Annotated in this window: 24 protein-coding genes and 1 pseudogene; 10 read left to right on the top strand and 15 right to left on the bottom strand. The window is 66.4% G+C overall.

What is annotated here, in order from left to right; genetic code table 11:
* Positions 1 to 177 precede the first annotated feature (177 nt).
* A complete protein-coding gene (leuS, locus tag A5756_RS09090) occupies positions 178 to 3,087 on the top strand; it encodes a leucine--tRNA ligase (RefSeq protein ID WP_066950910.1) in 2,910 nt (969 codons plus the stop codon).
* 11 nt (positions 3,088 to 3,098) lie between these two features.
* Here leuS and A5756_RS09085 read toward each other — a convergent pair whose 3' ends face one another.
* From A5756_RS09085 to A5756_RS09020, 14 genes are all read right to left on the bottom strand, one after another.
* Positions 3,099 to 3,770 (bottom strand): SDR family oxidoreductase, encoded by a 672-nt coding sequence (locus A5756_RS09085; RefSeq protein WP_066950906.1) that lies wholly within the window; start codon positions 3,768 to 3,770, stop codon positions 3,099 to 3,101.
* 48 nt (positions 3,771 to 3,818) lie between these two features.
* Entirely contained in the window at positions 3,819 to 4,325 is a 507-nt protein-coding gene (locus A5756_RS09080) for a MarR family winged helix-turn-helix transcriptional regulator (RefSeq protein ID WP_066950902.1), read from the bottom strand.
* A gap of 72 nt (positions 4,326 to 4,397) precedes the next feature.
* Complete coding sequence (locus A5756_RS09075) at positions 4,398 to 5,141, bottom strand: amino acid ABC transporter ATP-binding protein (protein ID WP_066950898.1); 744 nt, start codon at positions 5,139 to 5,141, stop codon at positions 4,398 to 4,400.
* Positions 5,138 to 6,955 carry an ABC transporter substrate-binding protein/permease gene (locus tag A5756_RS09070; protein WP_066950894.1) on the bottom strand — a complete coding sequence of 606 codons (1,818 nt, stop codon included), beginning with the start codon at positions 6,953 to 6,955 and terminating at the stop codon, positions 5,138 to 5,140. Before A5756_RS09070 ends, A5756_RS09075 begins: the two co-directional genes overlap by 4 nt.
* A gap of 48 nt (positions 6,956 to 7,003) precedes the next feature.
* Entirely contained in the window at positions 7,004 to 7,744 is a 741-nt protein-coding gene (locus A5756_RS09065; protein WP_066950891.1) for a GntR family transcriptional regulator, read from the bottom strand.
* A gap of 108 nt (positions 7,745 to 7,852) precedes the next feature.
* On the bottom strand, positions 7,853 to 8,638 hold the full coding sequence (locus A5756_RS09060; protein ID WP_066950887.1) for an LLM class F420-dependent oxidoreductase: 786 nt from the start codon (positions 8,636 to 8,638) through the stop codon (positions 7,853 to 7,855).
* Between the two features lie 15 nt (positions 8,639 to 8,653).
* Positions 8,654 to 9,568 carry an alpha/beta fold hydrolase gene (locus A5756_RS09055; protein WP_066950884.1) on the bottom strand — a complete coding sequence of 305 codons (915 nt, stop codon included), beginning with the start codon at positions 9,566 to 9,568 and terminating at the stop codon, positions 8,654 to 8,656.
* Between the two features lie 48 nt (positions 9,569 to 9,616).
* Positions 9,617 to 10,825 (bottom strand): DUF1214 domain-containing protein, encoded by a 1,209-nt coding sequence (locus A5756_RS09050; RefSeq protein WP_066950881.1) that lies wholly within the window; start codon positions 10,823 to 10,825, stop codon positions 9,617 to 9,619.
* Positions 10,826 to 10,827: 2 nt separating this feature from the next.
* Positions 10,828 to 11,631 carry a sugar phosphate isomerase/epimerase gene (locus A5756_RS09045; RefSeq protein ID WP_066950878.1) on the bottom strand — a complete coding sequence of 268 codons (804 nt, stop codon included), beginning with the start codon at positions 11,629 to 11,631 and terminating at the stop codon, positions 10,828 to 10,830.
* 1 nt (position 11,632) lies between these two features.
* On the bottom strand, positions 11,633 to 12,802 hold the full coding sequence (locus tag A5756_RS09040; protein ID WP_066951353.1) for a sulfotransferase: 1,170 nt from the start codon (positions 12,800 to 12,802) through the stop codon (positions 11,633 to 11,635).
* Entirely contained in the window at positions 12,799 to 13,926 is a 1,128-nt protein-coding gene (locus A5756_RS09035; RefSeq protein WP_066950875.1) for an LLM class flavin-dependent oxidoreductase, read from the bottom strand. Before A5756_RS09035 ends, A5756_RS09040 begins: the two co-directional genes overlap by 4 nt.
* Before the next feature lie 188 nt (positions 13,927 to 14,114).
* Positions 14,115 to 15,209 (bottom strand): inositol-3-phosphate synthase, encoded by a 1,095-nt coding sequence (locus A5756_RS09030; RefSeq protein WP_066950872.1) that lies wholly within the window; start codon positions 15,207 to 15,209, stop codon positions 14,115 to 14,117.
* Positions 15,210 to 15,267: 58 nt separating this feature from the next.
* Entirely contained in the window at positions 15,268 to 15,810 is a 543-nt protein-coding gene (locus A5756_RS09025; RefSeq protein ID WP_066950869.1) for a PadR family transcriptional regulator, read from the bottom strand.
* 136 nt (positions 15,811 to 15,946) lie between these two features.
* Positions 15,947 to 16,828 (bottom strand): DUF1707 domain-containing protein, encoded by an 882-nt coding sequence (locus A5756_RS09020; protein WP_066950865.1) that lies wholly within the window; start codon positions 16,826 to 16,828, stop codon positions 15,947 to 15,949.
* A gap of 120 nt (positions 16,829 to 16,948) precedes the next feature.
* Here A5756_RS09020 and A5756_RS09015 point away from each other — a divergent pair, with 120 nt between their 5' ends.
* The 9 genes and pseudogenes from A5756_RS09015 to dnaB all read left to right on the top strand — a co-directional run bounded on the left by A5756_RS09015 (position 16,949) and on the right by dnaB (position 25,965).
* Positions 16,949 to 17,374 (top strand): DUF5318 family protein, encoded by a 426-nt coding sequence (locus A5756_RS09015; RefSeq protein ID WP_066951343.1) that lies wholly within the window; start codon positions 16,949 to 16,951, stop codon positions 17,372 to 17,374.
* The gene (locus A5756_RS09010; protein WP_369828598.1) at positions 17,367 to 19,934 is read left to right on the top strand and encodes a transglycosylase domain-containing protein; all 2,568 of its coding nucleotides are present in this window, start codon (positions 17,367 to 17,369) and stop codon (positions 19,932 to 19,934) included. Before A5756_RS09015 ends, A5756_RS09010 begins: the two co-directional genes overlap by 8 nt.
* Positions 19,931 to 21,561, top strand: a pseudogene (locus tag A5756_RS09005) (glycosyltransferase family 87 protein); the annotation flags it as partial. The gene A5756_RS09010 and the pseudogene A5756_RS09005, both read left to right, overlap by 4 nt.
* A gap of 9 nt (positions 21,562 to 21,570) precedes the next feature.
* Positions 21,571 to 22,212 (top strand): DJ-1/PfpI family protein, encoded by a 642-nt coding sequence (locus tag A5756_RS09000; protein WP_066951348.1) that lies wholly within the window; start codon positions 21,571 to 21,573, stop codon positions 22,210 to 22,212.
* A 144-nt stretch (positions 22,213 to 22,356) separates the two neighbouring features.
* Positions 22,357 to 22,647, top strand: a complete 291-nt coding sequence (rpsF, locus tag A5756_RS08995) for a 30S ribosomal protein S6 (protein WP_061557737.1) — start codon at positions 22,357 to 22,359, stop codon at positions 22,645 to 22,647.
* A 112-nt stretch (positions 22,648 to 22,759) separates the two neighbouring features.
* On the top strand, positions 22,760 to 23,278 hold the full coding sequence (locus A5756_RS08990; protein ID WP_066950853.1) for a single-stranded DNA-binding protein: 519 nt from the start codon (positions 22,760 to 22,762) through the stop codon (positions 23,276 to 23,278).
* A 36-nt stretch (positions 23,279 to 23,314) separates the two neighbouring features.
* On the top strand, positions 23,315 to 23,569 hold the full coding sequence (gene rpsR, locus A5756_RS08985) for a 30S ribosomal protein S18 (RefSeq protein WP_066950849.1): 255 nt from the start codon (positions 23,315 to 23,317) through the stop codon (positions 23,567 to 23,569).
* A 31-nt stretch (positions 23,570 to 23,600) separates the two neighbouring features.
* Positions 23,601 to 24,059: a 50S ribosomal protein L9 gene (gene rplI, locus A5756_RS08980; RefSeq protein WP_066950841.1), complete on the top strand. Its 459-nt coding sequence runs from the start codon at positions 23,601 to 23,603 to the stop codon at positions 24,057 to 24,059.
* A gap of 529 nt (positions 24,060 to 24,588) precedes the next feature.
* On the top strand, positions 24,589 to 25,965 hold the full coding sequence (gene dnaB, locus A5756_RS08975) for a replicative DNA helicase (RefSeq protein ID WP_066950837.1): 1,377 nt from the start codon (positions 24,589 to 24,591) through the stop codon (positions 25,963 to 25,965).
* A 156-nt stretch (positions 25,966 to 26,121) separates the two neighbouring features.
* Here dnaB and A5756_RS08970 read toward each other — a convergent pair.
* A partial coding sequence (locus A5756_RS08970) for a MaoC/PaaZ C-terminal domain-containing protein (protein ID WP_066950833.1) occupies positions 26,122 to 26,878 on the bottom strand: 757 nt, incomplete at its 5' end.

Raw genomic sequence — 26,878 nt, 5'->3', positions numbered from 1 at the left:
GCCTCGGTCCTTCCAATGGCGCACTGCCAGGTCATCAGAGGCCGACTGTAACTACAGGTCAAAGGCCATGGATAGGCTCGAAATACAGCTGGGATGAACCCCTGATCCGTGCGCAACGGAACCGAGATCATCCTGTGGCCGGCGCTAGGCCCGACGTGACCCTTATACCCTGTTCAGGTGACCGAATCCCCGACCACCGCCGAGAGCAACTCCGGTGCCGTTCAGACGGACCCCGATGCGCCGACGTATCGCTACACCGCGGCGCTGGCGGGCCGTATCGAGAGCACCTGGCAGGAGAACTGGGCGAAGCTCGGGACGTTCAACGTGCCCAACCCGGTCGGCTCGTTGGCCCCGACGGATGGCAGCCCGGTCCCCGCTGACAAGTTGTTCGTGCAGGACATGTTTCCCTACCCGTCGGGCGAGGGGCTGCACGTCGGTCATCCGCTGGGCTACATCGCCACCGACGTCTACGCCCGCTACTTCCGGATGACCGGACATAACGTCCTGCACGCGTTGGGGTTCGATTCCTTCGGGCTGCCCGCCGAGCAATACGCCGTGCAAACCGGCACTCACCCGCGCACCCGCACCGAGGCCAACGTCGTGAACTTCCGCCGTCAGCTTGGCCGGTTGGGTCTCGGCCATGACAGCCGGCGCAGCTTTTCCACCACCGACGTCGAGTTCTACAAGTGGACGCAGTGGATCTTCCTGCAGATCTATAACGCCTGGTTCGACACCGCGGCCCGCAAGGCCCGCCCGATCGCCGAGCTGATCGCGGAATTCGATTCCGGCGCAAGGCAGCTCGAAGACGGCCGTGATTGGTCTGCGCTGTCGGCGGGGGAGCGGGCCGACGTGATCGACGGCCATCGATTGGTCTACCGCGCCGACTCGATGGTCAACTGGTGTCCGGGTCTGGGCACGGTGCTGGCCAACGAAGAGGTGACCGCCGACGGTCGCAGTGATCGCGGCAACTTCCCGGTATTCCGGAAACGCTTGCGGCAGTGGATGATGCGGATCACCGCCTACGCCGACCGGCTTCTCGACGACCTGGAGTTGCTGGATTGGCCGGAGCCGGTCAAAACCATGCAGCGCAACTGGATTGGCCGTTCCACCGGCACCCGGGCGCTGTTCTCGGCGAACAACGCCGGCGGCGAGACGGTCGACATCGAGGTGTTCACCACCCGGCCGGACACCATGTTCGGTGCCACCTACCTGGTGCTCGCCCCGGAGCACGACCTGGTCGACGGGCTGGTCGCAACGAGCTGGCCCGAGGGGACCGACGCCCGTTGGACTTACGGCGCCGCAACGCCGGGGGAGGCCGTCGCCGCGTACCGGCAGGCGATCGCGGCGAAGTCGGACCTCGAGCGCCAGGAGAGCAGGGAGAAGACGGGCGTCTTCCTGGGCAGCTACGCGACCAATCCCGCCAACGGCAAGCCGGTGCCGATCTTCATCGCCGACTACGTACTGGCCGGATACGGCACAGGCGCCATCATGGCGGTTCCCGGCCACGACCAGCGCGACTGGGATTTCGCCCATGAGTTCGGCCTTCCCATCGTGGAAGTCATTGCCGGGGGCGATATTTCGGAGGCCGCTTACCCCGGCGACGGCGTGCTGGTGAACTCCGGCTACCTGGACGGAATGAATGTGCCGGCCGCCAAGGAAGCGATCACTGCCCGCTTGGAGGCGGACGGCCGCGGCTGGGCGCGGATCGAATTCAAGCTGCGGGACTGGCTTTTCGCCCGGCAGCGCTACTGGGGCGAGCCGTTCCCGATCGTCTACGACAGCGACGGGCGCGCCCATGCTCTCGACGAGGCCGCGCTGCCTGTCGAGCTGCCCGATGTGCCCGACTATTCACCGGTGCTGTTCGACCCCGACGATGCCGACAGCGAGCCTTCGCCACCATTGGCGAAGGCGACCGAGTGGGTGCACGTCGAACTTGACTTGGGCGACGGTCTGCAGCCCTACACCCGCGACACCAACGTGATGCCGCAGTGGGCCGGTAGCTCCTGGTATGAACTGCGATACACCGATCCGCACAATTCGGAAAGGTTGTGCGCCAAGGAGAACGAGGCCTATTGGATGGGGCCGCGGCCGGCCGAGCACGGCCCGCAGGACCCCGGCGGTGTCGACCTGTATGTCGGCGGCGCCGAACACGCGGTGCTGCACCTGTTGTATGCCCGGTTCTGGCACAAGGTGTTGTACGACCTGGGCCACGTGAGTTCCCGGGAGCCGTACCGCCGCTTGGTCAACCAGGGCTACATCCAGGCTTTCGCCTACACCGACTCGCGCGGGTCGTATGTCCCGGCCGACGAGGTGGTGGAGCGCGGTGGCGGATTCTTCTATCCGGGCCCGGGCGGTGAGATCGAGGTCTTCCAGGAATTCGGCAAAATCGGTAAGAGCCTGAAGAATTCGATTTCACCCGACGAGATCTGCGACGAGTACGGTGCGGACACTCTGCGGGTGTACGAGATGTCGATGGGCCCGCTGGAGGCCTCCCGCCCGTGGGCCACCAAGGATGTCGTCGGGGCGCACCGCTTTTTGCAGCGTGTGTGGCGGCTGGTGGTCGACGAACAGACCGGCCGGACCCGGGTGCTCGACGTGGCCGGACAACAGGAGCTCGACTCCGACACCCTGCGAGCGCTGCACCGCACCGTCGCGGGGGTATCGGAAGACTATGCCGCACTGAGGAATAACACCGCAGCGGCCAAGCTGATCGAGTACACCAACCACCTCACCAAGGAGCACCGCGACGCCGTTCCCCGGGCCGCGGTCGAGCCGCTGGTGCTGATGTTGGCGCCGCTGGCTCCCCATATGGCTGAGGAGCTATGGCTGCGGCTGGGCCACTCCACGTCGCTGGCGCACGGCCCGTTCCCGCAGGCCGATCCGGCCTACCTGGTTGACGACAGCGTCGAATACCCGGTCCAGGTCAACGGCAAGGTGCGTGGACGGGTGGTGGTGGCCGCCGACGCTGATCAGGACACCCTGAAGGCCGCGGCATTGTCGGACGAGAAGGTCCAGGCATTCTTGGCGGGCGCCAATCCCCGCAAGGTGATCGTGGTCCCCGGCCGGCTGGTGAACCTGGTCGTCTAGCGGGTCGCGAGTCACCGGCCCGCGGGCCGCAGCACCACCTCGTGGACGTGGCCGTCGGGCGGCGTCGCCAGCACGTTGGCGACCGCTGCCGCGACGGTTTCCGGCTTGAGAAACTTCGCCGCGTCGTACGTCCCGCCCTCGAATGCGACGAGTTCGCGCTGCATTTCAGTGTCGGTGCGGCCCGGGTAGACCGTCGTCACCCGCAGCTGCGGTTCGTCGGCGCGGAGCGAGTCCGCGAAGGCGCGCAACGCGAACTTACTGGCCGAGTAGGAGGCCATGCCGGGCGAAACGTTGCGCCCCGCACCGGAGTTGATGAAGACCACCTGCCCTCGGGCACGCCGCAGCGCCGGTAGCAGCGCCAGTGTAAGTCCCACCGGTCCAAGCACATTGACGGCGAAGGTGGCGCGCCACTCATCGACGTCGGAATCCGCGACATGACCGGGGATCGACACCCCGGCGTTGTGCACCAGCACATCGAGTTCGTCCACGATCTCGCAGGCGGCCTCGATCTCCGCGGTGTCGGTGAGGTCCACTGGGAACGTCGTCGCGTCCAGCCTCCGGGCAACGGCGTCGAGCCGGTCGGAGGGCCGACCGGCCAGCAGCAGAGTGTGGGTGGGGGCCAGCGCGGTGGCGATCGCGGAACCGATGCCGCCGCCGGCGCCGGTGATGAGTGCAGTTGGCATGCACCGTAGTCTACGGGCACCGCCAAACTCGTTGAAAGGCAGTTATTTTCAAGCCTCTTTACGGGCGGGCGGCGCACCCGCGGGCGCGGGCGCCGGTTCGCCGCAGGCCAGCCGCTCGAGCGGAGCCAGCGCCTGCATCAGGGTGCCGAGGTCGGACGCGGGCAGCTGACTGAGCATCGCGGCCAGCGAGGCGCGCCGGTTGGCCAGGGACTCGCCGTGGACGGCACGCCCGCGCGGGGTGATGTCGACCAGCACGGCACGCAGGTCGGACGGGTCGCGCGAGCGTTTCACCAGCCCCAGCTTTTCCAGCCGGCGGATCGCCACGGTGGTGGTGGGAGTGCGGACCCGCTCATGGGCAGCCAGGTCGGTCATCCGAATCGGCCCCTGATCCAGCAAGGTGACCAGAATCGACAGTTGCGCCAACGTTAATTCGCCCGCGGCCGCGGTGCCGCTCGGGTCCCCGCGCCGCAGAATCGAAAACAATTTGGACAGCGCACGGTGCAAACCTTCCGCAAGCTCGGTGACGTCGGCCGCGGGGGATTCGCTGTCCGCCATAAACGGGGAGTCTAACGCTATATCAGGCACGTACAAGCTAGCTAAGCCGAGTAATTAGTAGCAGTGGGGTAGTCAAAGTACTTGGGACAGGAATCGCTGTAGCCGTTCGGTCTGCGCGGCTTCGAAAATCTGCTCCGGAGGCCCGGATTCCACCACCTTGCCGCGATCCATGAACACAACGGCGTTGGATGCCGAGCGGGCGAAGCCCATTTCATGGGTGACGACGATCATCGTCATGCCGTCGGCGCCGAGGTCGGCGATGAGTTGCAGAATCCCTTTGACCGTTTCCGGATCCAGCGCCGAAGTCGCCTCGTCGAAGAACATCACCTGGGGAGCCATGGCCAGCGCGCGGGCGATGGCGACCCGTTGTTGTTGCCCTCCGGACAGCATGCCGGGCCGGGCATCGGCCTTGTGCTTCAGGCCAACTCGCTCCAATTGGTTCAGCGCCAGGTCGCGGGCCTCGCCGGGCGGCAGGTGGCGCAACTTGCGCGGGGCCATCGCAACGTTCTTCAGCACGCTCAGATGGGGGAAGAGGTTGAAATGCTGAAACACCATGCCGATGCGCTGTCGTAGCTCGTTGGGATCGTCGCGTAACACCGATCGACCGTCCAGCAGGATGTCGCCGCTATCGGGTTCGTACAACCGGTTCAAGGTGCGCAGCAGCGTCGACTTGCCCGAGCCGGACGGTCCGATGACGGCGATGGTGGTGCCCGCCGGAGCCTCGAAATCGACGCCACGCAGCACCTTGTTCCCGCCCAGGGTCTGGTGAAGATCCTTGGCGGCCAAAGAAACCGACCGACGGCTCGGGACACTCACGTGATCTCCTGGCCGAACTTCGTGGCCAGCATCTCCGCATTGTCGTCGAGGTCGGGGGCGCCCCGGCCGCGGCGCAGGCGCGCGTCGATGTAATTCACCAAATGCGTTAACGGGATGGTCAGTATCAGATAGAAGAGGCCGGCGGCCACCAACGGTGAGAGGCTTCCGGTCTGGGCATTCAAATCCCGGCCCACCTGAAAGAGCTCCCGTTGATCGGCGATCAGGCCGAGGAAGTACACCAACGCGGATGCCTTCAACAACCCGATGAACTGGTTGACCAGTGCCGGCAATACCCGCCGTATTCCCTGCGGCACCACCACCAGTCGCATCGCGGTCGTGTAGCTGAAGCCCAGCGCGCGGGAGGCCTCCAACTGGCCGGGGTCCACGCTTTGTATTCCGGAGCGCAGGATTTCGCCGATGTAGGCGGCGGCCATCAACCCAAGCGCTGCAATTCCCAAGGGGTAAGGGTTCTTGTTCGTCAGTCCGCCGACCAATGGACCGACGCCCATTCCGATCAGCAGGATGATCACCACTTCGGGCAGGCCGCGGAAGATATCGGTGTATACCCGTGCCGGCCAGCGCAGCCAGCGCCGATGTGAGATGCCCGCCATTGCCAGCACCATCCCCAACGCCAACCCGATCACGATGGCGCAGTTGGTCAGGATCAAGGTGTTCGGCAGCCCCGTCGTGAACAGAACGGGGATGGCTCGGCGGTACATGTCCCAGTCAAAGAACGAATCGCGCAACTGGGCCAGCGCCGATTTGGGCGCGGCCGGGCCTGTCGGCGCGCGGTGCTGGCTTGCGACCATCGCGGCGAAATCCGGCAGGCTCGGGGCCGGCGCCGCTTTCGATCCAGGCTTCCATCCGGGTGGGAGCGTGCGCGGTACCCAGTCGCAGTACAGCTTGGCCCACGTGCCGTCGGCGATCACCGCGTCCAGCCCGGAATTCAGCGCATCGATTAGCGGCTTGTTCTCCTTGGCGACGGCGTAAGCCACGAAATTGCCTGGGCTGAAAGTGTTCGCGACGGTCACCGCGGGATCACCCGGCCGAACGACGGTCGAGGCAAGCGTTCCGGGCGCCACCCACGCATCAATCTGGCGGGTCTTGAGGCTGGCGTACAGGGTGGCGAAGCCGGGATACTTCACCGGCTGCAGATGCAGGGTGTCGACGACGTACGACTCCTCGACAGTGCCCTGGACTACGCCGATGCGCTGACCGGCGGCCAGGTCGCCGAACTTGTGGATCGGCGAGCCGGGCGGCACCACCAAAGAGTAGAAGCCGAAGTCGTAGCCGTTGGTGAAAGCGACGGTGTGACGGCGTTGGTCGGTGGCTTTCACCGACGCCGATCCGACGTCGAAGCGCCGGGACGCCACCTGGGCCAGCAACGCGGAGAAGTCGGTGCTGACGAAGCGCAACTGCAGGTGCAGCTTGTCGGCGATGGCGCGCAGCAGGAGGTTGTCGAAGCCGCTGAATTCGCCGGTGGGATTGATGCAGATGTTGGGCGGGGCGTCCGACAGCGTGCCCACCGTCAGCACACCCGGCGTGCCGAGCCCGAGCGCTCCGACGTCAACCGCGGTGAGCGGTTCGACCGATGGTGTCGTGTCCCGATCTTCCTGGGGGGTGGGCTGGCTCTCGGTCAGATCCTTAGGCAGGGCCCTTGCGCTCTCCAAGCCGGCCGGCGCGCATTGATTCCAGTCGGCGGCCGCGGGCGCGGCCGGCCCGCCTAATGCCATGCCGCACACCAGCACCGTCGTCGCGGCCAGTCCGAACAGCCTTGCGCGGCGCTGGGTGCGCCGGTCCACGCGCGCATTCATCCCTGCCACCGTATCGACAGGGCGGCGGCTTCGTGGGGTGAGCGTGCCCTACAGCGCCAGCGACGGCTCGACGCCCACGGCTTCGGCGTCGACGAGCACCTCGAGCGGTGCGGGCACGACCGGGCTCACGTCGTCGGGAGCGGTGAACACCCTGCGCCGGGAAAGTTCGGCCAGCATGGTCTGGGCCATCAGGTAGGAGCGGCCCACGCACGCGGCCCGTGCGGCCTCGGGGTCGCGCCGGTTGATCGCGGAAGTCTCGTCTTCGTAGAACGGAAGCATCTCTTCGCGGCTGCCCTGATAAATCAGCCAGAACACCCGGGGAACCAGGTTTTGCGAGGCGCGGATCGTCGCGTGCAGGCGCGGCCCGGCGTATTCGTCGTTGATGGTGCGCCGGTACTCGGCGGCGATGTCGCAGAAGGCCCGCGAATCCTTCGCGGTGCGTAGCGATCGCATGAAGGCGTCGAGTTGCCCCAGGATCCGCGGCGTCGGACTGGTGGCCGCGCGCGCGGACGCGATGCCGTTGAGCAGACCCTCGAGCTCATGATGCTCGAGGACGGTAGCTTCGTCGAACCGCTCCACGAACGCGCCGCGGTGATAGCGGGTGGAGACGATGCCGTCGTGTTCGAGTTGCACCAGCGCCTCTTGAATTGGGACGCGGCTTACACCCAGTCCCAGCGCGATCTCATTGCGATCGACGCGGTCGCCGGTGCGCAACTTCCCCGTGAGCAAGAGGTGAAGGATGTGCGAAACAACCAGGTCCTTTTCTTTGACCCCGTATTTCTTCGGCATTTCGTCCTTGAGTCTCTTTCAAACCCGGTGCGGCCATCAGCGCGAGAAGTTTCTCACGAGTGGGCTCGTATTTTCCGGTGTTTCACCAATAAATGGTCGGGGACGGGTTTAACGACTATCCCGCCACCGGCACAGCGCTTCCGCGGCGCCCAGGTTGTACTCCGGTCCGTCGCACGCGACGGTCAGCAGCGTGACTCCGAGGCCGAAGAGTTTTTCGGCATTGTCGATCAGGCCGCCGCGGTCCTGCACGGCGGCCGAGCGTTCGATGCTCGCCGGGTCGCGGCCGACGTCGGCGCAATGCCGGGCCAGGACGTCCGCCTTGGCCGGGAACTCGTCGGCGGAGGTGAAGCTGTGCCATAGGTCGGCGTATTCGGCAACCAGCCGCAGCGTCTTGCGCTCACCGCCCCCGCCGATCAGGACCGGGATGTCGCGGGTCGGCGAGGGGTTCAGTTTCGCCAGTCGCGCCTTGATCCGGGGGAGCGCGCCCGCGAGGTCGTCGAGGCGGCTGCCTGCGGTGCCGAACTCGTAGCCGTACTCGTCGTAGTCCTTCTGCTTCCACCCCGAGCCGATCCCGAGCACGAGCCGGCCGCCGGAAATGTGATCGACCGTGCGGGCCATGTCGGCCAGCAGCTCGGGATTCCGGTACGAGTTACACGTGACCAGCGCGCCGATCTGGATGCGCGATGTCTGCTCGGCCCACGCCCCGAGCATTGTCCAGCATTCGAAATGCGCACCGTCGGGATCACCGTAGAGGGGGAAGAAGTGGTCCCAGTTGAAGGCGATGTCGACGCCGACGTCCTCGCAGCGACGCACGGCGTCCCGGATTTGGCGATACTGCGGCGCGTGCTGAGGCTGCAGTTGCACGCCGATGCGGATAGGGAGATCAGGGGTCATGAGACCACCGTAGGCTCAGCCCGCGTCGAGCACCCCGCGCAGCAGATCGATCAGGGCGAGGGGCTGGTCGCTTTGCACGGAATGGCCGGAATCCTCGACGACGTGCGCCGCGCGGAAATGCTTTGTGCGACGGCTGAGTTCGGCCGCGTCGTCGTCGCTGACGAAACCCGACTTGCCGCCGCGGATAAGGGTGATCGGCGCGGACAGCCGGTCCACGTCCTCCCACAGGACGTCGAAGTCGGGGAACTTGCGGATGGCGTCGTAGCGCCACGTCCAGTTGCCGTTGTCCAGCCTGCGCGAGTTGTGAAACACGCCGCGGCGGAGCGCCTTTACCTCGCGGTGTGGCGCCGCCGCGATCGTCAGGTCCAGCATGGCCTGGAAGCTGGGGAATTCGCGTTCCCCGTGCATCAACGCGACCGTGCCCTGCTGTTCCTTGGTCATCTCCGAGTGCCGCTGCAGCGCCGACGGGGTGACGTCGATCAAGACGAGTTCGTTGACGAGTTCGGGCGCCACGGCGGCCAGCCGTAACGCGGTCAGCCCGCCCAGCGACATGCCCACGACGAGATCGGCGCTCGCTGCGTGCTCACGTACCGCCGGCAACAGGGCGTCGGCGTTGATCTGCGGCGAATAGTCGCCGTCCTCGCGCCATGCCGAATGGCCGTGCCCGGGGAGGTCCACCGCCAGCGCGGGCTCGCCGAGGCCGACGATGACGGTGTCCCAGGTGTGCGCGTTCTGCCCGCCGCCGTGCAGAAAAACGATCCGCGGGGGAGTGCCGCCCCAGCGCAGGGCGCTGATCTTGGCCTCGCCGGCGCCCGCCTCCACGCGTCGCACGTCCGGCAGCGGGCCAGTGACGCCGGCTTGCTCGGCATTCTCGGATAGCAGCGAGAACTCGTTCAGCCCGTCGAATGCGTCTTCGGAGATATCGGCCACGGTCTAGACACTAGCGGCGCCGCCCTAGAACCAGCGTCGTCGCCATGACTAGAGGACGTAGCGACGGCGAATGCCGTGGAATCGTTCCCACATCGCGGCGGTGCGCTCGGCGGGGCTCACAATGGCTGTGTCCTCCGGTAGGGCGGCGAGCAGTTCGCCATGCTTGACGACCTGGGTGCTCAGCGCGGCGGGTTCGCCCTCGAGCATGTGCCGATAGGTCAGGTTGCCGCAGGCAAAGCCCTGGGTGTCGAGCCAGTTGTGCACGCCCGGATCACGATGAGCCATGACGAGACGAACGCGGCCGTCGGCGTCGGTCTTGGTGCGGCTCGGCGTGTAGCTCACCGGCCGGTACAGGTAATCCATGCTGTTGAAAAAGACGCCCATATTGGTCAGCATCCACAACCCGTCGTGGGCGCCGAATTCGACGATCAGCGCCTCGTCGTCCGCGAGTTCCCAGTACATGTTGGCGGCGGCCCGGCCGCGCCTGGCGTCGGCGTCGGTCGCGTCGACTTGGGGGAACGCGTTGGGGTGGTTGGCGTCGACGCCGCCGTAGGTGAAGGGGAACTCGGGCCAGTCGGCCATCAGGCCCGTGACGAACTCACCGGCCCAGCGCATCGCCTCGACCATCTCGGGAGGCGAGGGCAACGGTTTCGGGGATTCCATGTCGATTCGTTCGATGCGAAGCTGCGCGGGCAGCTCCTCCCAGCGGTCGAAACCCTGGCGGATGAACAGCTTCCGTGACCCCGTGGTGGTGGGCAGCCAATTGGGCCCGCGCTCGGGCCCGCCGATGTAGAGCTCGAATTCCCCGTCATCGCCGACCTGGAGCTGATGACCGAGCAGGTTGGTCTCCGGTGTGTCCCCGAACGGTTCGTGCAGCACGCCCGGGCCCGGCGTACGTGGACCCTGCACCGTGACGTTGAAAAACCTTGCGGTGCCGCGTGTCCCGGTGAGCCGATACGTCGACTGTCCGTCGATCCAGGCCTGCTGGTAGGTGAAGTCGGCACAGTCGCCGCCCAGCTTGCGGGTCGGACCACAGAAGGTGTGCAGCGCCGGGTAGCGGGTGTTGCGAGTCTCGAGCGCGAGATCGAAGGCCTGGCCGAGGTTTTGGGTCAGGAACCGGTAGGCGTCGACCCGATGGACGCCCGACGCCGGGTTGGCCTGCTTGAAGGCCTGTTCGCCCGCTTGCTGCAGTCGCTCACAGAAGTCCGTCCAGGCCTGCTGCAGCGCCGCGTCGTCGGGCCCGTCGCCGAAGGCCATGCTCACGCACCGAGCCTGTCGAGCATCGCGCTGACGACGTCACATGCGCGCTGGGCGGCTTCCAGGTGTCCCTCCCGGTCGATGCGGAGACCGATCAGTTCCAGGTCGAAACCGTGGCGGTAGCCGCCGGCGAGCGCTTGGGCGACGAAGCTTTCGAGCGGGATCGTGCCGTCGCCGGGCACCGCCCTGGCCGGCAGCGCCCGGTCGCCGAGCACATAGTCGCTGAGCTGGATCAGCGCGGTCCTCGGTAGCGCCCGCTGCACCATCGCCTCCAAATCCCCCTCCGCCCAACAGTGAAACACGTCGATGCACAGACTGAGGTCGCCCATCTCGGCCAGCACGACCGCGTCGCGCAGGGTGTGGGCCAGGTGGATGTCGGCGTACAGGCTGGATGCGTTCTCGACGGCCAGCGCCACCCCGGCCGCCTTGGCCTGCGCCGCGCAGGGAGCGATCATCGTGCAGAATCGGTCCGCGGCCTGCGCCCAGGCGAGGTCACCGCGCCCGCCGGTCAACAAGTAAACGGTGCGGGCTCCGACGGCGGCGGAGGCGTCGATCACGGTGGACAGCGCTTCGCGGGCGGCGTGCGGGTCGCTGGACAGCCTGCCGCCGGCGAACAGGTGGTAGACGGCCTCCACAGAATAAGCGTTGCCGTGCAACAGCATTGGGAAGCACGGCTCGAGAAGTTGGCTGTCCAGGATGCTCAGCCGGGAGACCCCGAGCGCTGCCCAATGAGCTTCCAGTTCGGCCAGCGACTCACCTTGGAAGGTGACGTTGTGCACCGACAGACGCTGGTGTGGGCCGGTCATGTCAGGCGCGGTTCTCGATGGCGACACCGAATCGTTCTCGGAATGGCCGGAATTCCGCGTGCAGCGCATCCAGGTCCTCGCCGATGTCGGTCAGCAGTTGGGTGGAGTAGGTGAATTTGCCGTAGCGGTCGCCACGATTGTTGGCCAGGTACGCGCGCATCGCCGATGCGGCGTCGTCCGACAGTTCGCGACCGCAGAACTCGTAGTAGCGCCGGACGGTGCCGATGTGGTCGGCGACGAAGTCGGCGTAGCGCACGTGCAGGATACGGGGATCGTCGACCAACGGATTGCTCATCGTGTTGGCGATGCTGGCGCGGGTCATCTCGAGGTGCTTCTTCGCTTCGGCGTGCAGGTCGACCGGACCGACGATGCCTTCGGCGATGTCGGCCATCATCATGGTGCGCGACGCGGCGACTTGGACGGGGTCGCGGTGCAGCCACACCAGGTGCGCGTCGGGATAGGTGTCGAAGAGTTCCTTGAGGCGGAAACCGTGAAATCCCTTAAGCACCCAGTACTTTCGGGGACGGCAATATTGCAGCTGCTGCAGCATGGCCTTGTGCAGCCGGTATTGCGCCGCGGGATCGGTGGCCAGGCCGCCGACCAGAGACTGCATCGGCACGCGCCACCAGGCGGTGGGCGTCATCACCCGGAAGTCGAACGCCCAGGTGCGCTCGTCCTCAGGCAGACCGTCGCCCAGCATGTCGTTGTACGGGTGGCTGTGCAGCCACTTGGGCATCTTCGCGTTGATCTCGCGCCAGTCCGCGTCGGCCCACTCTCTGCGGTCGTCATCGGGATCTGCCAGACCCGGCGGCGGTGACGGATACATCACCTCCCAGAAGCGCAGCGCCCGAGCACGCGGATCAACGGACATCAGCGCGTGCATGAGCGTTGTGCCCGACCGGGGTTCGCCTGTGACGAACATCGGACCGACGATCACCTCGTCGGCGATCGGGTAGCGGTTGCGGTCTTCGATGAACTCCAGCCGCGACGTCAGCAACCATCGACACACCTGCGCCGCCTGGCGGTGGCCCTCGGTGTTCATGCCGAGGCCGTTGAGATGGTCGACCGCGACGGTGAAGCGTTGCGGCAAGGTGGGATCGCCGTAGTCGCACAGTCCGGTTTCGGCCTCCGCGTCGGCGAGCAGCCTGGCGGCGTCCAGGGGCGCCGTCACGACCGCTCCCCGCACAGCCGCATCAGCTCGTCTTCGGCGGCGCGCACGTTGGCGGCCGAAGCCGCGGCGTGGCTCAGGCCGGCCATCGCGCCGTAGTCCAGGATCTTGGGGACGCGCAGTCCCGCGTCGACGTATGTCTTCACGATCTTGGCAACCTGCGTCGGCGTCCCGTGCGGGACGGCGGCGAGCACCATCTCCGGCCGCGCCTTGTCGAGGAAGTCCAGAATCCTTTCGCGGGTGAGCACCGCGGGGTCGATGTCTTGGAATCCGCGCCACCGATCACCCATCGGGTGTTCGAATCCGAAGCCGCGCAACGTATCCGCCGATACCTGCAGCAGGAACGCCTTCACCAGCGGTGCTTGCAGGATCTCGGCGAGGGCGTCCTCGTCCGCGCCGATCAGACACACCTGGATGAAGCATGGTGTGATCGACTGTGGATCGCGGCTGGCGCGTTCGGCGGATTCCCTTACCGCGGCGAGCATTTCGGCGTATTGCTCCGGTGTCCAGGCGCCGGCCGGCCACCACCCGTCCGCGTGCCGGCCAGCGATATCCAGCATCCGTGGGCCGCTTGCGCCGATCCAGATCTGCGGTGGCCGGCCTGCGTAGGGTTCGGTGTCCAGCCGGGCATGGCGCAGCGAGTAGAACTGTCCGTCGAAATCGACCGGGCCGTCGCTCTCCCAGAGCAGCCGGATCACCCTAAGGGCTTCCTCGAAGCGGCTGACCGGCCGGGAGAAATCGAAGCCGTAGGGCAGGGTGTTCTCGCTCTCGCCGCTGCCAAGGCCGAGGATGAAACGCCCCTTGGCGAGGTGGTCGATCGTGAGCGCCGTCTGGGCCAGCATGCTGGGGTGGCGGCGCACGGTGTCGACGACTGCGCTGACGAGCGGGACCTTCTCCGTCAGGACGGCGGCCGCGGCGGCTACCGCCAGGCCGTCCAGGTGGCGGTGCGGCGACGGGGAGGCGGTGGCCAGGTCGGTGAACTCGGGGGTCCAGATGGAATCGGGCCAGAAGCTGACCATGTGGTCGGGCAGCCAGATCGAGTGGTACCGGCCGCTGTCCAACTCCTTCAGCCGGGACAGGTCCAGGGGGAGGGTGGTGCGTAGGAACGCGGCGGGTTGCACGGTCATCGAGAGATGATGCTAAGCACTCGCACAGCGCCGCGGGGATGAATTCGCTCTAGCGGCCACGGCACCGGCCGTCACGCCAGCGTGGCTGCGGTCGCCGAGCGTCACGCTGGGGTGACAACGAGACCCGCAGGCACGAATGTGCGGTGAGGTCACCGGAGCGACCTCACCGCACGATCTGTGGAAGGGGGTCAGCCCTCGATGAACTCTTCGAGCTGCGTACGCGCTACGTCGTCGGGCAGCTGTTGCGGCGGGCTCTTCATCAGGTAGGCCGACGCCGGGATCACCGGACCGCCAATGCCGCGGTCCTTGGCGATCTTGGCCGCCCGCACCGCGTCGATGATGACACCCGCCGAGTTCGGCGAGTCCCACACCTCGAGCTTGTACTCCAGGTTCAGCGGCACGTCGCCGAAGGCGCGGCCCTCCAGTCGCACGTACGCCCACTTGCGGTCGTCGAGCCAGCCGACGTGGTCGGAGGGGCCGATGTGCACGTCTTTGGTCTTGAACTCGCGTTGCAGGTTGGAGGTGACGGCCTGCGTCTTGGAGATCTTCTTGGACTCCAGCCGCTCGCGCTCGAGCATGTTGAGGAAGTCCATGTTGCCGCCGACGTTGAGCTGCATGGTGCGGTCCAGTTGCACACCGCGGTCCTCGAACAGCTTGGCCATCACCCGGTGGGTGATGGTGGCGCCGACCTGGCTCTTGATGTCGTCGCCCACGATCGGCACACCCGCGTCGGCGAACTTCTTGGCCCACACCGGGTCCGAGGCGATGAACACCGGCAGCGCGTTGACGAACGCCACGCCGGCGTCGATGGCGCACTGGGCGTAGAACTTGTCGGCCTCCTCGGAGCCCACCGGCAGGTAGGACACCAGCACGTCGACGTTGTTCTCCTTGAGCGCCTTGACCACGTCGACCGGCTCGGCGTCGGACACCTCGATGGTGTCGGCGTAGTACTTGCCGATGCCGTCGAGTGTCGGGCCCCGCTGCACCGTCACGTTGGTCGGCGGCACGTCGGCGATCTTGATCGTGTTGTTCTCCGAGGCGAAGATCGCGTCGGACAGGTCGAAGCCGACCTTCTTGGCGTCCACGTCGAAGGCCGCGACGAACTTGACGTCGCGCACGTGGTACTGGCCGAACTTCACGTGCATCAGGCCGGGCACGGTGCTGTTCTCGTCGGCGTTCTGGTAGTACTCGACGCCCTGTACCAGGGAAGACGCGCAGTTACCGACGCCGACAATGGCGACTCGTACCTCGGTCGACGCCTGTGGCGCGTTCTGGTCACTCATTGGGCGTTCTCCTAACTCCATAACTTGTGTCGCAGCTGATCGAATTCGTGCAGGGGTTTTACGTCTGCTCGGAGAGGCCGGGCATCGCCCGCTCCGCAGCAATGAGCTCGTTGAGCCACTTCACTTCCCGCTCACTGGACTCGAGCCCCAGTTGGTGAAGTTGGCGGGTGTAGCGGTCGAACGAGTTACTGGCCCGCGCCACGGCTTCGCGCAGGCCTTCCCGCCGCTCCTCGACCTGACGGCGGCGACCTTCCAGGATGCGCATGCGCGCCTCCGCCGGAGTCCGGTTGAAGAACGCCAAATGCACCCCGAAGCCGTCGTCGGTGTAGTTGTGCGGGCCGGTGTCGGCCACCAGCTCACCGAAGCGCCGACGGCCCTCGTCAGTTAGCTGGTAGACGCGCCGGGCACGCCGAACCGGCGTTCCGGTCGGGGCGGCGTCCTCGGCGATCAACCCTTCGGCCTGCATCCGCCGGAGGGCGGGGTACAGCGAACCGTACGAGAACGCACGAAACGCGCCGAGGAGGCCGGTCAGCCGTTTGCGCAACTCGTAACCATGCATCGGCGATTCGATGAGAAGACCCAGGATGGCGAGCTCGAGCATCGAATCACCCCCTTTGCATGGTTGGTTACGACGGTTCGACGCCTCGCGTAATCGTATCGTCTCGATATATTCGCCACAACACCACCGAATGTTCGTCCGCTATTTGTTCGGGTGCGCCGAATCGAATCGCGCCCGGCTACGACGGCAAGCTGAGCTGCTTGACGGTGCCGTCACCTGCGAAGACGATGTAGCCACCACCGTAGTCGCTGGAGACATACAGCGATAGCGAGAGCGCGCCCGGGGTCGTCGGGTCCGTCGCCGGTTCGATGTTCAGGTACTCGGTTTTGACGTCCGACGGCTTCATGTGGAGGGTCTGCGGGGCGCCGCGCATGATGCCCACGGTCGCCGTGACGTCGAACTTGCTCAGGTCAACCGCAAGGGGAGCATCCGCGGAGCTTTTGGCCGAGCTGCTCGGGTCGCCCCAGCCCCCGCGGTAGGTGTAGGCCAGCACCCGGCGATCGTCTGAGGGGTCCGGCCGGTCGAGGACCGCGTAGGTCGGGTAGATCACGAGTCGATATCCCACGGCGTCGCCGAACCGTTTGCGTGTTTGCTCGATCAGGCCGGTCAGCCCGCCCACCGAATGCAGTTGGGTGGGCGGTGTCAGCACCACGGGGCCGACGCCGTCGGGCTTGGCTCCGGGGTCGGTGGTGAAGTCCAGCGGCGATTTGGTGTTGCCGTAGATGCCCCACCCGATGCCGACGCCAAATAGCACCGAGACGACCAATGCGGCGGCGAGCGTCCCCCAACCGCGGAGCTTCGGCGGCACCGGCCGGGCCTTGGCGACAGGCGTCGGAAGCGCGCTGCTGTCGGTTTGCAGGTCGGTCACCAGGGCCTGCAGATCGCCGAGCGTGACCGCGTTGGTGGCCGCGCTGACCCGTTCCCGATGCTCCTCCATGGAGAGCTCGCCGTCGGTCAGGGCGTTGTCGAGAATCCTGCAGGCGTCCTGCCGATTGATGTCTTTGGCGCGGGTGCTTGCCGCCACCCCGCCGCCCAGCGACGTCCCGAGCCATCTCGCCACGGGGATGATCGTAGAGTCCGGGCCTGGTCCGGCACAGAATGCGCCCGCCTTTACTCGGCTCGGGCCGCCACAGCTTTGGTTGCGTATCGGTGGTCCGGATGGCGACGTACTCTGGTGGGCGTGCGACTGCAGCGACAAGTGGTGGACTACGCGCTCCGGCGGCGAGCACTGCTGGCCGAGGTGTACTCGGGCCGCACGGGCGTGTCCGAAGTGTGTGACGCGAACCCTTATCTGCTGCGCGCCGCCAAGTTTCACGGGAAACCGAGTCAGGTCATGTGCCCGATCTGCCGTAAGGAGCAGCTGACACTGGTGTCGTGGGTGTTCGGCGAACACCTCGGCCCGGTATCGGGCTCGGCACGTACGGCCGAAGAGTTGGTTTTGCTGGCGAGTCGCTTCGAGGAGTTCGCTGTCCACGTGGTGGAGGTATGCCGGACCTGCGAGTGGAATCATCTGGTCAAGTCGTACGTGCTCGGAGCGGCGCGCCCACCCAAGGGCACCCGCGGTACGCGGACGGCGCGAAACGGCGCGCGCACGGCCATTGAATAACGACGGACCCCACAACCAGTCGTCCGGCGACGCGGATGGGTCGGCGACTGAGCGGGTGGGAAAACATGGAAGCGGCGAGCGCCCGCGTGGCGCGCCGTCGGCGGCCGGCCAACGCCGTGGCGTTCCGCCCGATGACCGGCTGACCACGATTCTTCCGCCGGTTGTCGATGACCGGTCGCCCCGGCGGCCCGATCCCCGCATCGAGGAAGTCAAAGCCGCGCTGGACAGCCCTTCGTCTACTCCCATGCAGCGTGATGCGCTCGAGGAGGTCAAGGCGGCGCTGGACAGCCGAACGTCGCCGCGCCGGGACCGGCCGAAGGCGGGAGGCCGTCCGCCGGAAGGGCCGCCACCGCCGCCCGGGCCGGGGGGTCGCCGCGGTGGCCCGGACGGCTTCGGGCCCCGGCCGCCGCGTGACGTCCACTGGACCCAGCAGATCAACTGGTTGTGGGTGCGGCGAGCGGCCTACCTGTCGGCGGCGGTGCTCGTGCTGTTGCCGATCGTCACGTTCACCATGGCGTATTTCATCGTCGATATCCCGAAGCCGGGCGATTTGCGCACCAACCAGGTCTCCACCATCCTGGCCAGCGACGGGTCAGAGATCGCCAAAATCATTCCGCCCGAAGGCAATCGGGTTGACGTCAACATCAACCAGGTGCCGGTTCACGTGCGCCAGGCGGTGATCGCCGCCGAAGACCGCAATTTCTACTCGAACCCGGGGTTCGACTTCAGCGGCTTCGCCCGGGCGGTGAACAACAACCTCTTCGGCAACGGTGACCTGCAGGGCGGGTCGACCATCACCCAGCAATACGTGAAGAACGCGCTGGTCGGCTCGGCTCAACACGGCGTCAGCGGCCTGATGCGCAAGGCCAAGGAACTGGTGATCGCCACCAAGATGTCGGGGGAGTGGTCGAAAGACGATGTGCTGCAGGCCTACCTGAACATCATCTACTTCGGCCGGGGTGCCTACGGCATCTCCGCCGCCGCCAAGGCTTACTTCAACAAGCCCGTCGACCAGTTGACCGTCTCGGAGGGAGCGTTGCTGGCGGCGCTGATCCGGCGGCCGTCGTCGCTGGACCCGGCCGTCGATCCGCAGGGCGCCCGGGCTCGCTGGAGCTGGGTGCTCGACGGCATGGTGGAGACCAAGGCGCTGTCGCCCGGTGACCGTGCCGCGCAGGAGTTCCCGCAGACGGTGCCGCCCGACCAAGCCCGCGCGGAGAACCAGACGACGGGACCCGACGGGCTGATCGAGCGCCAGGTGACCAAAGAGTTGATGGAGCTCTTCAACATCGACGAGCGGACTCTGAACACCCAGGGCCTCCAGGTCACCACTACCATCGACCCGAAAGCCCAGCAGGCCGCCGAGAAGGCGGTATCGAAATACCTTGACGGGCAAGACCCCGACATGCGGTCGGCCGTGGTGTCGATCGACCCGCACGACGGCGCGATACGCGCGTACTACGGCGGTACGGACGCCAACGGTTTCGACTTCGCGCAGGCCGGGCTGCAGACCGGTTCGTCGTTCAAGGTGTTCGCACTCGTGGCCGCGCTCGAGCAGGGGATCGGTCTGGGTTACCAGGTCGACAGTTCGCCGCTGACCGTCGACGGCATCAAGATCACGAACGTCGAGGGCGAGGGCTGCGGAACGTGCAATATCGCTCAGGCGCTCAAGCAATCGCTGAACACCTCTTACTACCGGCTGATGCTCAAGCTCAAGGGCGGCCCGCAGGCCGTCGCGGACGCCGCGCACCAGGCCGGCATCGCTACCAGCTTCCCCGGCGTGGACCACACGCTGTCCGAGGACGGCAAAGGCGGGCCGCCCAACAACGGAATTGTGCTGGGGCAGTACCAGACCCGGGTGATCGACATGGCCTCGGCATACGCCACGCTGGCCGCCTCGGGCATCTACCACCGGCCGCATTTCGTGCAGAAGGTCGTCAACTCCGAGGGCCAGGTGCTCTTCGACGCGAGCAAGTCCGACAACAATGGCGAGCAGCGCATCCCCAAGGCCGTGGCCGACAACGTCACCGCGGCCATGGAGCCGATCGCGAGCTATTCGCGCGGCCACTCCTTGTCCGGCGGCAGGCCGTCAGCGGCCAAGACGGGCACCACGCAGCTGGGTGACACCACCGCCGACAAGGACGCCTGGATGGTCGGATACACGCCGTCGCTGTCTACGGCCGTGTGGGTGGGCACCGCGAAAGGCGACGTACCACTCGTAACCGCCTCGGGCGCACCGGTTTACGGCTCGGGGCTGCCATCGGACATCTGGAAGTCCACCATGGACGGCGCCTTGAAGGGCACCTCCAGTGAATCGTTCCCCAAGCCGACGGAGATCGGTGGCTATGCCGGCGTCCCGGCGCCCCCGCCCCCACCGCCGCCCTCCGTGACGGTCATTCAGCCCACCGTCGAAGTGGCGCCCGGCATCACGATCCCGATCGGCCCGCCCACGACGGTCACTGTTGGGCCGGCACCGCCGGGCGGCGGCCCCGGTGGTCAAGAGCCGGGTGTGCCGCCGGGCGGCCCCCAAGCTCCCCCGCCGCCTGGCCAGCCGCCGCCGTGACCGAGGCTGAGCAACGCAGCACCGCCATTTCTCCGGAGCCGCTGGCCGGCGATCTGCGTAGCGTCGACAACCGCGACTGCCCGAGCCGCAACGACTCGTTGGGCGCCGCCCTGGCGGAAGCCGCCGGTGGGCCGGTGGGCAGACACGCGCTGATCGGGCGCGCCCGGGTGATGACGCCACTGCGGGTGATGTTCCTGATGGGACTGGTATTCCTGGCGCTCGGCTGGTCGACGAAGGCGGCCTGCCTGCAGAGCACCGGCACCGGCACCGGGGATCAGCGGGTAGCCAACTGGGAGAACCAACGCGCGTACTACGAGTTGTGCTACTCCGATACCGTTCCGCTATACGGCGCGGAGTTGTTGAGCCAGGGCAAGTTTCCGTACAAGTCGAGCTGGGTCGAGACCGACGGCAGCGGCACCCCGCAGACGCGCTACGACGGCCGGCCGGCGGTGCGCTACATGGAGTATCCGGTGCTGACCGGGATGTATCAGTACGTGTCGATGGCGCTGGCGAAAACTTATACCGCGCTGAGCAAGCTGGGTCCGCTGCCGGTGGTCGCCGAGGTGGTGATGTTCTTCAACGTCGCGGCGTTCGGTCTGGCGCTGGCCTGGCTCGGCACCGTCTGGGCGACCGCCGGGCTGGCAGGGCGCCGGATATGGGATGCGGCGCTGGTGGCCGCGTCGCCGCTGCTGATCTTCCAGATCTTTACCAATTTCGACGCGCTGGCAACGGCATTCGCGATGGCCGGGCTGCTGGCATGGGCGCGGCGCAAACCGGTGCTGGCCGGCGTGCTGATCGGATTGGGCGCCGCCGCCAAGCTGTATCCGTTGTTGTTCCTCGGTCCCATGGTGGTCCTGGCGATCCGGGCCGGGCGCTTTCGCGCTCTGGCTCGCACCGCGGGAACTACCGCGGTGACATGGCTGCTGGTGAACCTGCCGGTGTTGGTGCTGTTTCCGCGCGGGTGGTCGGAATTCTTCCGGCTCAACACCCGACGCGGCGACGACATGGATTCGCTCTATAACGTGGTGAAATCCTTCACCGGCTGGCACGGATTCGATGCCAAGCTGGGTTTTTGGGAGCCGCCCACCGTGCTGAACGCCGTGGTCACGGTGCTGTTCGCAATCGGTTGTGCGGCAATCGCATACGTCGTGCTGACCGCTCCGAAGCGGCCCCGGCTGGCGCAGCTGCTGTTTTTGGTGGTGGCGGTTTTTCTGTTGACCAACAAGGTGTGGAGCCCACAGTTCTCGCTCTGGCTGGTTCCGCTGGCGGTGCTGGCTTTGCCGCATCGCCGGATCCTGCTGGCGTGGATGACCATCGATGCGGTGGTGTGGGTGCCGCGGATGTACTACCTATATGGCAATCCAAACCGCTCGCTGCCGGAGCAGTTCTTCACCACGACGGTGTTGTTGCGCGACATCGCCGTGATCGGGTTGTGCGCGTTGGTTATCCGCCAGATCTACCGGCCCGACGAGGACTTGGTGCGCTGGAACGGCCGGGTGGATGACCCGTCGGGCGGGCCTTTCGACCGTGCGGCCGACGCCCCGCCCCGGTGGCTGCCGGACTGGCTACGACCGGCCGGCATGCGCCGCGCCACGGCGCCCGCGATCGAGTCGCCTGTGCCGGCCGGAGCGGCGCCTTGACTGTGGTCGCCGTCCCGCTGTTTCCCCGGGTGACCGCGCTCGACGCGGTGGGGCCCTACGAAGTGCTGCAACGCATCCCGTCGATCGAGGTGGTGTTCATCGGTCACCAACGCGGCGAGGTGCGGACGGAAAACGGGATGCTCGGGCTGAGCTGCGACGCGAGATTCGACGAGATCACCTCGCCGGACGTGGTGCTGTTCCCCGGCGGAATCGGCACGCGCCAGCTGATCCACGACGGCACCATCCGCGAATGGCTGCAAGCGGTGCACCCGACCACGACCTTCACCACGTCGGTGTGCACCGGCGCGCTGCTGTTGGCCGCCGCGGGCCTGCTTGACGGGCTCACCGCCACGACCCACTGGCGCGCCAGGGACCTGCTCAACCAGCTGGGCGCCCGGTACGTGCCGGACCGGGTTGTCGAGCACCTGCCGCAGCGGATCATCACCGCCGCGGGGGTGTCCAGCGGGATCGACATGGCCTTACGGCTGGTCGAGCTCCTGGTCGACCGCCAGGCCGCGCAGGCCGCTCAGCTGCTCATCGAATACGACCCGCAGCCGCCGTTCGATTCGGGCGCGCTGGCCAAGGCCGATCATGCGACGGTGGACCGGGCCACCGAATACTTGGACGCGCGGCAATAGCCGGATTGCCCGAGCGGGGGGATCCGTCGCGATTTTGGAGGCCAACCCACCCATCCGGTAGCCTGATGCGGTTGCCGACGCAGGCGACTCTCCTGCCACGGAACGACCGTGGCCGTACAGACCAGAGGAGGTGGTGAGGTTTCCATGCGTCCATACGAAATCATGGTCATTCTTGACCCCACGCTCGACGAGCGCACTGTTGCTCCATCCTTGGAGACGTTCCTTAACGTCGTCCGTAAGGACGGCGGATCCGTCGACAAGGTCGACATCTGGGGCAAGCGCCGGCTGGCCTACGAGATCGCCAAGCACGCCGAAGGCATCTATGTCGTCGTCGACCTGAAGGCGGAGCCGGCGACGGTCTCCGAGCTCGACCGCCAGCTGAGCCTCAACGAGTCGGTCTTGCGCACCAAGGTGATGCGCACCGACAAGCACTAACACCCGTGGCCGAGTCGTGGGCCCACCGTCGGTGGACTTGCGTAGGCTCAGCCAGGACACGTGCCATTTACCGTCGGAGAAGCGAGTAGCAGGGCGGAACGAGGAGGAAATTGTGGCTGGTGACACCACTATCACCGTTGTCGGAAACCTGACCGCCGACCCCGAACTGCGGTTCACCCCGTCCGGTGCCGCCGTCGCGAATTTCACCGTGGCGTCCACGCCCCGGATCTTTGACCGCCAGAGTTCGGAATGGAAAGACGGTGAGGCGCTGTTCTTGCGGTGCAACATCTGGCGCGAGGCTGCCGAGAACGTCGCCGAGAGCCTCACCCGTGGCTCACGGGTGATCGTCACCGGCCGACTCAAGCAGCGGTCCTTCGAGACGCGCGAAGGCGAGAAGCGCACCGTCTTCGAGGTCGAGGTCGACGAGATCGGGCCCTCGCTGCGGTATGCCACGGCCAAGGTCAACAAGGCCAGTCGCAGCGGCGGCGGTGGCGGTGGTGGCGGCTTCGGCGGTGGCGGCGGATCCCGTCAGGGATCGGCGCCGGCGAGCAGCGCACCCGCCGACGACCCGTGGGGCAGCGCCCCGGCATCCGGGTCCTTCGGCGGCGGCGACGACGAACCGCCGTTCTAAGAACTTCAACAGTAAGAAACGGAAAGAAAGACAGTCATGGCTAAGTCCAGCAAGCGGCGTCCGGCTCCGGAAAAGCCGGTCAAGACGCGGAAGTGTGTCTTCTGCTCGAAAAAGGGGCAAGCGATCGATTACAAGGACACCGCATTGCTGCGCACCTATATCAGTGAGCGCGGCAAGATCCGGGCGCGGCGCGTCACCGGCAACTGCGTGCAGCACCAGCGTGACATCGCGATCGCGGTCAAGAATGCCCGCGAGGTGGCTTTGCTGCCCTTCACGTCCTCGGCGCGATAACCGCCGAACCCGAAGCGAAAGTACGAACACGATGAAGCTGATTCTGACGGCCGACGTCGACCACCTCGGTACCGTCGGCGACACGGTCGAGGTCAAGGACGGCTATGGCCGCAACTTCCTGCTCCCGCGCGGTCTGGCGATCGTCGCCTCGCGCGGTGCGCAGAAGCAGGCCGACGAGATCCGCCGCTCCCGCGAAGGCAAGGCGGTCCGCGACCTCGGGCACGCCAACGAACTCAAGACCGCGATCGAGGCGCTGGGCCCCGTCCAACTGCCGGTCCGGACCGCGGCCGATTCCGGGAAGCTGTTCGGCTCGGTGACGTCCGGTGACGTCGTCGCGGCCATCAAGCAGGCCGGCGGACCCAACCTGGACAAACGAATCGTGCGGTTACCCAAGTCGCACATCAAGGCGGTCGGCACCCACCCGGTGTCGGTGCACCTGCATCCCGAGGTCAACGTCGAGATCGCCCTCGAAGTCGTCGCGGAGAGCTAAGCCTCCCACGTTTGCTCAGTCCCGGCGGCGGCCATCATCGCCCCCCCCCGGGCTCAGTTGTGCTGCGGTCACGCCGCCTGGCGTCAGGGCGGATGGTCGCGGACGCGCGTCCTAGCGAACTATCGCCACGGGGTGTTCGGCGGACCCTATTTACCCTGCCGTAACGCTGCGAAAATATGGCCGAAAGCCAACACGCCCGGCGCAGTAACCTGCGACGACACGCCGTAGAGATTCTTGTCCACACGATTTTCATCGCGTTACATGGCCCTTAACAGCACCGATGTCAGAGCCCCTTGAGTTCATACACAGGTTCTCCACACCCCACTCAACACAGGTGTCGAAGGATATGCACACACGATGCACAGGTTCATGAACAGCGGCCCTTTTACCTACTAGCTAGCAACGTCTAACGTCGTCCCGGCGCGAGGCGTGCGAGTGCTGTGGGGCGAAAGTGTCGGCTCCTTGACTTACGCTGACGAGAGCGGTTTTCGAATGTACGTTCGGATGCGTGGGAGGGGAGGAGGGATCCATGGCGGTCGTCGATGACTTGGCGTCGGGCATGGATTCGTCGGCGCCCAGTGAGGACTTCGGCCGTCAGCCACCGCAGGATCTCGCGGCGGAGCAGGCGGTGCTGGGCGGCATGCTGCTGAGCAAGGACGCCATCGCCGATGTGCTGGAACGGTTGCGGCCCGGCGACTTCTATCGCCCCGCGCATCAGAACGTCTACGACGCCATCTTGGACCTATACGGCCGCGGCGAGCCGGCCGACGCGGTGACGGTGGCCGCCGAACTGGACCGCCGGGGGATGCTGCGCCGCATCGGCGGGGCGCCATACCTGCACACCCTGATCTCGACCGTGCCCACGGCCGCCAACGCGGGCTACTACGCGACCATCGTGGCCGAGAAGGCGCTCCTGCGCCGGCTGGTGGAGGCCGGCACGCGCGTCGTGCAGTACGGCTACGCCGGGGCCGAGGGCGCCGACGTGGCCGAGGTCGTCGATCGCGCGCAGGCGGAGATCTACGAGGTTGCCGATCGGCGCACGACGGAGGATTTCGTCCCGCTGGAGGATCTGCTGCAGCCGACGATGGACGAGATCGACGCCATCGCTTCCAACGGCGGCGTGGCGCGTGGGGTGCCGACCGGATTCACCGAACTCGACGAGGTGACCAACGGTCTGCATGCCGGGCAGATGATCATCGTCGCGGCTCGTCCCGGGGTGGGCAAAAGCACGCTTGGACTGGATTTTTTGCGGTCCTGCTCGATCAAGCACCGGTTGGCCAGCGTTATTTTCTCGCTGGAGATGAGCAAGTCCGAGATCGTCATGCGGCTGTTGTCGGCGGAAGCGAAAATCAAACTCTCCGATATGCGTTCCGGGCGCATGAGCGACGACGACTGGACGCGGCTGGCACGGCGGATGAGCGAGATCAGCGAGGCGCCACTGTATATCGATGACTCGCCGAACCTGACGATGATGGAGATCCGGGCGAAGGCGCGCCGGCTGAAGCAGAAGGCCGACTTGCGTCTGGTCGTGGTCGATTATCTGCAGCTGATGTCGTCGGGAAAGAAGGTTGAGTCGCGGCAGCTGGAAGTCTCGGAATTCTCGCGCCAACTCAAACTGTTGGCCAAGGAGCTCGAGGTCCCCGTTGTCGCGATCAGCCAGCTCAACCGCGGCCCCGAGCAGCGCACCGACAAGAAGCCGATGCTGTCCGACCTTCGTGAGTCGGGATCGCTGGAGCAGGACGCCGACATGGTTATCCTGTTGAACCGCCCGGACGCGTTCGAGCGCGACGATCCGCGCGGAGGAGAGGCGGATTTCATTCTCGCCAAACACCGTAACGGCCCGACCAAGACCGTCACGGTCGCGCACCAGCTGCACTTGTCGCGGTTCTCCAACATGGCGCGGTGACGCGCAGTCACTCGAGTACACCATCTCGTCGAAACGACTGCGGGAGAGCAAATCTCGTTATCCCGGTACACGCTCACGGCTAAAGCCACCCGTGCACCGCGCCGGACCCCAACGTGGTGGCCTTCGTCGCTGCCCCCCGCGCCGCGGGGCGGCCATTCAGCGGAAGCGGATGTTCAACGTCGCCAAACCGAAGATCTTCCGGCCACCTGATTTAGCGCCGACGATGATCACACCGGCGCGGGCCGCCGGGTCCAACGACTTAATCCGGCCGCTGTACTCGATGTCTGCACCGCCCGCGGCCGACACGATTGCGGGCTGCGACAAGCGCACTGCATAGCGGGTAACCGCACCGGGGTCGCCCGACCATGCGGAGGCAAACGCGGCACCCAAACCCATGGTGAGCATGCCGTGGGCGATCACGTCGGGCTGCCCCGCCAGTTTGGCGACGTTCTCGTCCCAGTGCAGCGGGTTGGCGTCGCCGGCCACGCCGGCATAGTTCACCAGGTCGCCGCGCGACAGTCGGGCGTGGTGCACCGGCAGCTCATCGCCGACCTTCAGGTCATCGAAGGAGAGCGTGCCCGGGACGCGTTGCGTGCCACCTTGGGCTATCCGCACGTCGGCCTCGGGACGTTCCGTTTTGCGGTATGCGGCTTCGGAGGTATCGATTCCGGCGAGATTCACGTCGTGCATCACGACGTTCTCCGCGGCACTCAGCATCGCTGGATCGACATCGTCCGCGGTGACACCGACGACGGTGGTGTGCATGGTGTGCACCCGTTCGCCGGCCGAGTCCGTGAAGGTGTTGGTCACGGTGATCAAATCCCTGCCCGCGATTCTGCGCACCGATGACAGCTCAACGTCAGTGTGCAGTTCATCGCCGGCCACGATCGGCCGATGCTGCTCGAAGACTTCT

This window comes from Mycobacterium sp. 852002-53434_SCH5985345, assembly GCF_001667155.1.
Lineage (GTDB): Bacteria > Actinomycetota > Actinomycetes > Mycobacteriales > Mycobacteriaceae > Mycobacterium.
The sequence above is the reverse complement of the archived record's forward strand: the minus strand, read 5'-3'. Positions and strand labels throughout refer to the sequence as shown.